Source organism: Maricaulis alexandrii, assembly GCF_005871165.1.
Lineage (GTDB): Bacteria > Pseudomonadota > Alphaproteobacteria > Caulobacterales > Maricaulaceae > Maricaulis > Maricaulis alexandrii.
In genome coordinates, this window is the sequence record NZ_SWKP01000012.1 from 48,303 (window position 1) to 57,909 (window position 9,607).

Annotated in this window: 9 protein-coding genes; 7 read left to right on the forward strand and 2 right to left on the reverse strand. The window is 63.9% G+C overall.

What is annotated here, in order from left to right; all coding sequences use genetic code 11:
- Positions 1-172: 172 nt before the first annotated feature.
- Both FCS99_RS16015 and FCS99_RS16020 read right to left on the reverse strand, forming a co-directional pair.
- Positions 173-808 (reverse strand): hypothetical protein, encoded by a 636-nt coding sequence (locus FCS99_RS16015; RefSeq protein WP_138514404.1) that lies wholly within the window; start codon positions 806-808, stop codon positions 173-175.
- A 239-nt stretch (positions 809-1,047) separates the two neighbouring features.
- Complete coding sequence (locus FCS99_RS16020; RefSeq protein ID WP_138514406.1) at positions 1,048-1,881, reverse strand: DUF5694 domain-containing protein; 834 nt, start codon at positions 1,879-1,881, stop codon at positions 1,048-1,050.
- A gap of 126 nt (positions 1,882-2,007) precedes the next feature.
- Here FCS99_RS16020 and FCS99_RS16025 point away from each other — a divergent pair, with 126 nt between their 5' ends.
- From FCS99_RS16025 to FCS99_RS16055, 7 genes are all read left to right on the forward strand, one after another.
- Positions 2,008-3,615: a carboxyl transferase domain-containing protein gene (locus tag FCS99_RS16025; protein WP_138514408.1), complete on the forward strand. Its 1,608-nt coding sequence runs from the start codon at positions 2,008-2,010 to the stop codon at positions 3,613-3,615.
- A 68-nt stretch (positions 3,616-3,683) separates the two neighbouring features.
- A complete protein-coding gene (locus tag FCS99_RS16030) occupies positions 3,684-4,271 on the forward strand; it encodes an NAD(P)H-dependent oxidoreductase (protein WP_138514410.1) in 588 nt (195 codons plus the stop codon).
- 152 nt (positions 4,272-4,423) lie between these two features.
- Complete coding sequence (locus tag FCS99_RS16035) at positions 4,424-4,750, forward strand: hypothetical protein (RefSeq protein ID WP_233352877.1); 327 nt, start codon at positions 4,424-4,426, stop codon at positions 4,748-4,750.
- Positions 4,751-4,868: 118 nt separating this feature from the next.
- Complete coding sequence (locus FCS99_RS16040) at positions 4,869-5,261, forward strand: hypothetical protein (protein WP_138514412.1); 393 nt, start codon at positions 4,869-4,871, stop codon at positions 5,259-5,261.
- Positions 5,262-5,604: 343 nt separating this feature from the next.
- On the forward strand, positions 5,605-6,402 hold the full coding sequence (locus tag FCS99_RS16045) for an enoyl-CoA hydratase-related protein (protein WP_138514414.1): 798 nt from the start codon (positions 5,605-5,607) through the stop codon (positions 6,400-6,402).
- 16 nt (positions 6,403-6,418) lie between these two features.
- Entirely contained in the window at positions 6,419-7,285 is an 867-nt protein-coding gene (locus tag FCS99_RS16050) for a DUF817 domain-containing protein (RefSeq protein WP_233352878.1), read from the forward strand.
- The gene (locus FCS99_RS16055; protein WP_138514416.1) at positions 7,282-9,366 is read left to right on the forward strand and encodes an acetyl/propionyl/methylcrotonyl-CoA carboxylase subunit alpha; all 2,085 of its coding nucleotides are present in this window, start codon (positions 7,282-7,284) and stop codon (positions 9,364-9,366) included. Before FCS99_RS16050 ends, FCS99_RS16055 begins: the two co-directional genes overlap by 4 nt.
- Positions 9,367-9,607: the final 241 nt, after the last annotated feature.

The window sequence follows — 9,607 nt, forward strand, 5'->3', positions numbered from 1 at the left end:
AAGCCCATCGGCTTCGCCGGCCCCTCCGTCTTGCCCTGCGGGCAATCCACCTCCCCAACTGTGGGGAGGAAAAGTACGACGCCATCGGGCCAAAGGCCCGCAAGCGCGACCGCGCGCCGGCCCTGATGGGCCGCCCCATCGGAGACATTTGCGCAGCAAATTGTCGTGAGATCTAAAACCGGCGCCGCAGGACCAGATGCCCCACCGGACGCACCGAGCGGGACTGGCTTTCGCCGATGGCGTCAGCGTCGACGCGGTCGAGGTCTTCCAGCAGACGCATGCGTTCGCCGGTTTCCGGGTCGAACAGGACGAGCTGGTCTTCCGAGGAGTCCTGAAAATAGGCCCCGCCTTCCACGGTGAGGCTCCAGTCATCAATGGTACGCACCGTGACGCCGGCACCGAAATAGCGGGTCAGTGTGTCGAGCTGGCTATCATCGAGATCCTCGGCCAGTTCGGCGTGCGGAAAGGCGGCCCAGGCCGGCCGGGTGTCGATGGAGCCCGTGCCGGGGAAAAGGGTCCGGTCATTTCGGGTGACCGTACCGGCCGACAGGAAGAAATCCTCGCCGAAGGGGTAGAAGTCGAACTGGCTGGCGATGGCCGAGACATCGCGGTCCTGGAGGTGTGATTCTGACAGGATGACGGGGGCCGGCGAGCGGGTTTCCGTGTTCAGGCGCCAGCGCACGGCACCGGTACTGTCCGGTCCGGCGGGCGCGGTCAGCCAAGCCTGGGAATCGACCGAGGTCTGCGCCTGGGCGGTCGCCGTGGCCATGGCTATAACGCCAATGGAAACAATGATTTGTATTCTCATTGCTGCCTCCCTTGAAAGCCCGTGCTCCATGCTAGAGCGTGCGGCTTCCATTCCCTATCAGCCTGTGGGGGAGGGCTGAATCAGACGTTAAATCCGTCCCCTCCCTTTGAGCTATCCCGGCACTTTTTGACGGCCGGTTCGTGTCTGAAACCTTACGGGAGAAGTGTGACCCTTCCAAGGCTGACGACCAAAAAACGCGCCGGGCAGGCGAAAGGTTCCTGCCCGGGCAGGGAAAATATTTAATGACGGGTCTCGAGCCAGGGGAGCGGGTCCACCCAGACGAGATTGGGGGCATTGTCGACGAAATCATCCAGCAGGCGCTTGTGTCCGGACCCGTAGATGACCAGCACCCGCTCGCCCGGCTCGGCGACGCGCGCCACATTCGCGAAGATTTCCAGATTGCGGCCCCACCAGTTCGTCATTTCACGGGCTCCGGCCGGATTCGATTCGCTGCCCATCTGGGCGAGCAGGAGGTAGAGATCGTGGAAGCGGGCGGTCTCGGCGGTGTTTTCCTGGATCATGCGCTCCAGAATGGTGCGGTTCGGCGCGTCCATGGCGGACATATAGGTCTGAACCTCGCCGATATAGGCCTCCCACTCGGCCAAAAGCGCGGTCTGGCCGGCATCGGCGGCGCTGGACATCATGGCCTCGAAATCCATCCCGCCCTGCGCATCGACAGCATAAAGCCGGTCATGACCGAGGCGGGCGGCGAGACGCATGCCGATCTGCTGGCGCTCATTCACGTCCAGCTCCAACTCGCCCGCGCGGTAGGCGGCATAGCGTTGATTGAAGTCCGCTTCGTGCTCGGGCATCAGCTCGACCGCGATCCGGGTCGGGGCGAAGGCTTCCAGCCGGTCCAGCACGGCCTCGATCTCGGCTTGGCGGTGCGGAGCGTGAAAATCATCGACTTCCGGATTGATCATGTCCTGGCCGCCGCCGCTGAAATGGAATGTTCCCAGCACCATGATTTCCGCCGGCGGTGGATTGTCCTGCGCCATGGCCGGGCCGGACAGGGCCAGTCCGGACGTCGTCAGGGCAAAGCCCATCAGGATAATGGCGGTCTGTTTGAGCATGATTTTCCCTCCTGTTTGCTCCTTTCAGGATGCATCTGCCCCCAGGATCGGATGCAGGGGCAATTGCGTTTGTGGGGGCGGGCAGGGTAAGCAGCGGGCAGGACGGATCAATTCAGGCCCCAATCCATGACCCAGATCGTTTCCGCCATCGACCCCAATTCCGCGGCCTTCGAAGAGAATGCCGCCACGATGTCGGCCCTCGTCGAAGAGCTCAAAGCCCGCACTGCCGAAGCCGCGCTGGGGGGATCGGAACGCTCCCGTGAGCGCCATGTCTCCCGCGGCAAACTCCTGCCGCGCGACCGGGTGGAACGCCTGCTGGATCCCGGCTCGCCCTTCCTGGAGATCGGGGCCCTGGCCGCCAATGGCATGTATGAGGGCAATGTCCATGGTGCCGGCGTGATCGCCGGGATCGGCCGGGTCTCGGGCCGCGAAGTCATGATCGTGTGCAATGACCCGACCATCAAGGGCGGCGCCTATTACCCGATGACGGTGAAGAAGCATTTGCGGGCGCAGGAAATCGCCATGCAGAACCGGCTGCCCTGCGTCTATCTGGTCGACAGTGGCGGGGCCAACCTGCCGCATCAGGCGGATGTCTTCCCGGATCGCGACCATTTCGGCCGTATCTTCTTCAACCAGGCCAACATGTCCGCCGAGGGCATTCCCCAGATCGCCGTCGTGATGGGCTCGTGCACGGCAGGCGGCGCCTATGTGCCGGCCATGTCCGACGAGACGGTGATCGTGCGCAAGCAGGGGACGATCTTCCTGGGCGGTCCGCCGCTGGTGAAGGCGGCGACGGGCGAGGTGATCTCGGCCGAGGATCTGGGCGGGGCCGATGTGCATGCCCGCACTTCCGGCGTCGCCGACCATTACGCCGCCAATGACGATCATGCCCTGGATACGGCCCGCCGCATTGTCGGCACGCTCAATTCGGTCAAACAGGTCGAGCTGGACGTCACCGAACCGCGTGAGCCGAAATACGATCCGCAGGAGCTCAACGGGATCATCCCGACCGATGTCCGCGCGCCCTATGATGTGCGCGAAGTGATCGCCCGCATCGTCGACGGGTCCGAATTCGACGAATTCAAGAAACTCTATGGCGAGACCCTGGTGACCGGCTTTGCCCGGCTCTACGGCATGCCGGTCGGCATCATCGCCAACAATGGCATTCTCTTCTCCGAGAGTGCCCAGAAGGGCGCCCATTTCATCGAGCTGTGCGCCCAGCGCGGCATTCCGCTGGTCTTCCTGCAGAATATCACCGGTTTCATGGTGGGCTCGAAATACGAGGCCGGCGGCATCGCCAAGGACGGCGCCAAGCTCGTCACGGCGGTGTCCACCTTCAAGGGGCCGAAATTCACCGTGATCATCGGCGGCTCCTACGGGGCCGGCAATTACGGCATGTGCGGCCGTGCCTATTCCCCGCGCTTCCTCTTCATGTGGCCCAATGCCCGCATCTCCGTGATGGGCGGGGAGCAGGCCGCCTCCGTGCTGGCCACGGTCAAGCGTGACGCGCTGGAAGCCCAGGGCGGGGAATGGTCGGCCGAGGAGGAAGCCGAATTCAAGGCCCCGATCCGCGAGCGCTATGAGGAAGAGGGCAATCCCTATTTCTCCACCGCCCGCCTGTGGGATGACGGCATCATCGCCCCGGCGGACACGCGCCGCGTGCTGGGCCTGTCGCTCTCCGCCTCGCTGAATGCGCCGATCGAGAAGACCAAGTTCGGCCTGTTCCGGATGTAACCGCGACGCCCTGCCACACAGGCGTGGGCGACCCTTCCTGCTAGAAAGACCGCACGAGGAGTGCGGTCATGACGAAAACCATTTGCGTGATTGATGCCCATCCCGATGCCGGATCGGGGCATTTCGTGTCGGCGCTGGCGGATGCCTATGCGCGCGGGGCGCTGGATGCAGGCCATGATGTGTCGCGAATCCGGGTGGCCGAACTGCCCCTCGACTTCATGAGCACGGCGGAGGAGTTCGCACAGCCGCCTTGCGAGGCCGTGCAGCAGGCGCAAGAGAAGATCACGGCGGCGGATCATGTCGTCCTGGTTTTCCCGCTCTGGCTGGGCATGGTTCCGGCGCGCCTGAAAGCCTTCCTCGAACAGGTCGGACGGGCCGAATTCTTCCTCGCGACCGGCGGTGACAGTTCCAAATGGCCGGCCCAGAAGATGAAGGGCAAATCGGCCCGGCTCGTGGTCACCATGGGCATGCCGGGCTTTGCCTATGGCCTGATCTTCGGCGGGCACAGCCTGAAGGGGCTGGCCAAGGGCGTGTTCGGCATGGCCGGCTTCGGACCGGTTCGCCGCACCGTGATCGGGGCCGTCGGCGCGCTCGACGAGAAGGCGCGTCAGGCGCGGCTGGACCGGATGGAAAACTGGGGCCGAAAGGCGCAGTAGGGCGCCGCCAACCCGGCACTGCCAATCCAGGCGTGTTGCCAGTCTTCTCAAAATTTCAAAGCGTTGCCCCGTGAACCTGAATGGGAAATCACGTGACAAAGAGTTAATCTGCGTTAAGGTCTTCCGTGTGAGAGCCCGGAAGCCGGGCGGGGGTGCGTGTCGAAGTCATGCTGGAAGATGTGTTGATCCTGGCCCGTGAAGGGTTTGCGGAAGTGAATGCGGTGCTCGGCCTTCTGGTCGCCGCCGTGGCCGCTCTGATCATGCGCAAATGGGCACGCCTCCCCGTGATCGCTGCGGGGGCTGTACTGGTGCATCTGGGGCTGGAAGTCCTGGCGCCGGTGATTGCGGAATCCGGTGGATTCCGCCTGCCGCCCCTGCTGGAACTCCATTACTGGCGATCCGCTGCCGTCCTTTTGGTCGGCTATCTGATCGTCATCGGAATTCTCTACGCGATCAAACGGGTTGTGATTAAAAGTTAACGGAACTCGCCTGTCAGGAGAACCCGCTTTCCATGGGATGAGTTTCGAATGATCGTTAACGCAGAGGCTCCTACGGGGTAAGGTAGGGCCGATGTAGCTGCGGAAGGGGACCGCGCAAATGGAATATCTTGACCAAATCATGGGCTATATTCAGCCCGCCATCGACTTCTTCATGCCGGGCCTGCTGGCCTATGCCGGTGACGGGGCTGTTGTGGACTGGATGCCGCTGGGCATCCAACTGGGCGTGATCGCGCTCGTCCTGGCGCTCCTGATGCGCGAGTTCGGCGCCATCCTTATCTTTACCGTGGTGGGTGTGATCATCCACATCATCGTCGATACGGTGATGCCCATGGTGCGCGGTGGCGGCGCTGACGGTTTCGACTTTGCCGTCTTTGCCCAGCAATTCACGGAAATGAATTACCTGCTCTATCTGGGCGCTGTGGCGATCGGCTACCTCGTGGCCATCACCATCCTGTCCATGCTCAAAGGGCTGGTCTTCCGCGGCGACTGATCGCGGACGACAGGGGAAATGGAAAAGGGCTGCCTCCCAAGGGCAGCCCTTTTTCTTTTGGGGTTCGGGTCGGGTTCTTGTTCGATCAGGCTCACACTCTCCTCGCCCTTGATGGGCGAGGGGGACCGCGAAGCGGTGGAGTGGGTGACTGACCAAGAACAAGAAAGCGCACAGCGCTTTCACCCCTTCCGCCGGGCATTCGCCCGGCACCTTCCCCATCAAGGGGAAGGAGGGAGGCCGGGCCTCCGGCAGTTTCCACCAAAAGGCCGCACTTGGGCCCATTGTCCGCCTTGCCGACCGGCGTTAATCCTGAACGGGAAGAAACCCCGACCAGGAGATCGCCATGTCCGAGGAAAATCCCGTCCTGCTTGATGTCAGCCCGGCCGGTGTGGCTGTGGTCACGCTGAACCGTCCCGACAAGCACAATGCCTTCAATGCGGAAGTGATTGCGGCCCTGTCGGACGTGTTCGAGACGCTGCGGGCGAATGAGGACGGGGTGCGGATCGTCTTCCTGCGCGGGTCCGGAAAGAGCTTCTCCGCCGGCGCCGATCTGGACTGGATGAAGGCCGCCGCCCTTTATACCGAGGCCGATAATGAGGAAGACGCGCTGGCGCTCGCCAACATGCTGCGCAAGCTCTACGAACTGCCTCAGATGACCGTGGCCCTGGTCCATGGTGCGGCTATGGGCGGCGGGGCCGGTCTGCTGGCGGCCTGTGATATCGGCGTGGTGATGAAGGATGCCACGATCCGCTTCTCCGAAGTGCGCCTGGGCCTGACCCCGGCGACGATCTCGCCCTTCGTGATCCGCGCCATCGGCCCGAAATGGGCCCGTGCCCTGTTCGCCTCCGGCGAGGGCTTTGACGGGGAGTTCGCGGAAAAGATCGGCCTGGCGCAGTACACGGTCGCGGACATGGAAGAGATGACGGCGATGGAGGAACACCTCGCCAAGCTCGCCTTCGCCGCGGCGCCGGGCGCTGTCGCTGATGCCAAACAGCTCGTTGACGATGTCTATGGCCGCGAGATCGATCACGGACTGGGCGTCCACACCGCCAAGGCCATCGCCAAGCGTCGTGCCTCCGAGGAGGGCAAGGAAGGCCTCAGCGCCTTCCTGGAACGGCGCAAGCCGGACTGGGCGGAATAGGGCAGGCGCCACCCCGGTGAAGCGGCCGGATCCCCGCCAGTTTCTCCACGCCCGCCGCGAGGCGCTGCGCGCCTGGTTCGTGCGCGGGCCGTGGACGCTGGGCGTGTTCGAATTTGTCTCTTTCGGGATCAAACAGGCCTGGGCCTGCCTGTTCGGCGGGCTCATGCTGGCGCTCCTGCTGGGGACCTTTCTGCTCTATCCGGCCGACTGGCCGCTGCCGCGCTATGACTTCCTGACGCTGGCGGCGCTGGGCATCCAGGTCACGCTGATCGCGACCCGGCTGGAGACCTGGGAGGAGGCGAAGGTGATCGCCGTCTTCCACGTGGTCGGCACGGTGATGGAAATCTTCAAGACGCAGGCGGGCAGCTGGATCTATCCGGAGCCCTCATTCCTGCGCATCGCGGACGTGCCGCTCTTTTCCGGCTTCATGTATGCGGCGGTCGGATCCTATCTGGCGCGGGTCTGGCGGATCTTCGAATTCCGATTCGACCGCTTTCCGAGCCTGTGGCTGCAATTGTGTTTGGCGGCAGCGGTTTACATCAACTTCTTCGCGCACCACTACACGGTCGATATCCGCAATATCCTCTTCCTAGCGACCCTGCTGATCTATGGCCGCTGCGTGGTCTGGTTCCGGCCGGACCGGGCCCATCGGCCCATGCCGCTGGTGATCGGTTTTCTGCTGGTCGCACTCTTCATCTGGTTTGCCGAGAATATCGGCACATTTGCCCGGGCCTGGTCCTATCCGGGACAAGAGGTCAGCTGGCACATGGTCTCCCTGGCCAAGCTGGGCTCCTGGTACCTTCTGATGATCATCAGTTTTGTCCTGGTCGCAGCTGTGCAATACCGTCGCGACAGGAAACAGAGCGAGTCTGCAGCCCCATGATCAAGACGCTCCTCATCGCCAATCGCGGCGAGATTGCCCGCCGTGTGATGCGCACCGCCCAACGCCTGGGCATCCGCACGATCGCCGTTTATTCGGAAGCCGATGCCGACGCGCCCCATGTGCGCGAGGCGGATGAAGCCGTCCTGCTCGGACCGCCGGCCGCATCGGAGAGCTATCTGCTCGGCGGCAAGATCATCGAGGCCGCCAAAAAGATGGGCGCCGATGCGATCCATCCGGGCTATGGCTTCCTGTCGGAGAATGCCGATTTCGCCGAGGCCTGCGCCGAGAATGACATCATCTTTGTCGGCCCGCCGGCCAGTGCGATCCGGGCCATGGGGCTCAAGGACAAGGCCAAGGCGCTGATGGAAGAGGCCGGTGTGCCCGTCACGCCGGGCTATCATGGCGACAATCAGGATCCCGAACTCCTGGCCGAGGCCGCCGAGACGATCGGTTATCCGGTCCTGATCAAGGCCGTCGCCGGTGGTGGTGGCAAGGGCATGCGCAAGGTCGAGAGCGCCGGCGATTTCGCGGCGGCCCTGGACAGCTGCAAGCGCGAATCGGCCAAGAGCTTCGGCGATGACCGGGTCCTGATCGAGAAATTCATCGCCAATCCGCGCCATATCGAGGTGCAGGTCTTCGGCGATCAGCGCGGCCGTGTGGTCCATTTTTATGAGCGCGACTGCTCGCTGCAGCGCCGCCACCAGAAAGTCATTGAGGAAGCCCCGGCGCCGGGCATGACGCCGGCCGTGCGCCAGGCCATGTGTTCCGCCGCCATCAATGCTGCCAAGGCGGTGGGCTATGTCGGTGCGGGCACGGTGGAATTCATCGTCGACGGTTCCGGTGAGCTGCGCGAGGACGGTTTCTTCTTCATGGAGATGAATACCCGTCTCCAGGTGGAACACCCGGTCACCGAGATGATCACCGGCTTCGACCTGGTCGAGCTCCAGCTCAAGGTCGCCGCCGGCGGGTCCGTGCCCGAACAGGACAGCATCCACGCCTCCGGCCACGCCATCGAGGCGCGCCTCTATGCCGAGGACCCCAAGGGCGGTTTCCTGCCGTCCACGGGGGTGCTGGAGGAGTTCGGCCTGCCGGAGGGGCTGCGCTTCAGCGTGGCGGCTCATCCGGAGGGCGGGGTGGTCCGCGTCGACAGTGCGGTCCAGCGCGGCGATGAAGTGACCATGTTCTACGACCCGATGATCGCCAAGATCATCACCCACTCCTCGCTCTCGCGTACGGACGCCATCGATCGTCTGGTGCGGGCGATCGATGAGGAGTGCTGGGTGCACCCGGTCAAATCCAATGCCGGCTTCTTGAGAACTCTCCTGGACAGTCTGTCCTTCCGCCGTGCGGATCTGAATACCGGCTTCATCGACAGCCGGTTGGAGGCGCTGCTCGAGAATGGCACGCGGGACCTGATGCAGGCGAGCTGTGCCCTGATCCAGCTGCGGGCACCGGGCATGGATCGCCGGGCCTCCGATCGGGGACGCGCCGATATCTGGGCCGAACGCAGCGGTTTCCGGGTCAATGCGCCCGCCCGTTTGCTGACGCGGCATCAATTCGAGGACACGCCCTTCGACACGGTCTGCACGCCGCTCGGCGGTGATAGCTGGCAAGTCACCATCGGGGACCAGACGCTGCAGCTCGACAAGGTGCGCTTTGCCGGGCAGGGCTTTGGCCGGGGTGAAGCGCATTCCGGTTATCTGGAATTCCAGGTCGAGGGCGAACCGGTCCTGGCCATGTATTCCCGCCTCAAAAGCGACCCGGACACGATCCGAGTCGCCCTGCGCGGCGAGTTCGGCGAATTCCCCAAGGTCCGCCCCGACGCTCTGGCCGACGCGGCGGACGCTTCCAGCGTCATCAAGGCGCCGATGCCGGGCAAGGTTCTGGCCGTGAATGTCGCCGAGGGCGACAGTGTCACCAAGGGTCAGGCCCTGGTCGTGCTGGAGGCCATGAAGATGGAACATGCCCTGACCGCGCCGCGCGATGGCGTCATCGCCCAGCTCTCCGCCAGCGTCGATGCCCAGGTCGCCGATGGCGATATCCTGGTGGCATTGGCTGAAGACGAGACCGACGCGGCCTGATCATTCGGCCGCTGAGAGGCCTCACTCCCTCTCCCTTGGGGAGAGGGTGGCGCGCATGCGCCGGGAGAGGGGGAAATCCCGGTGTCGGCCGGCAATCGCGAAGACCTTGCCAATCCCCCTCATCCGCCGCTTCGCGGCACCTTGTATGTGAGTTGGGTGCTAGATTGGGCTGTCTTCCGGGACAGCCTGTCTGGCGCACCACCGCCAGACAGGCTTGGCGTCGGACGGGTCGTGGGCACCT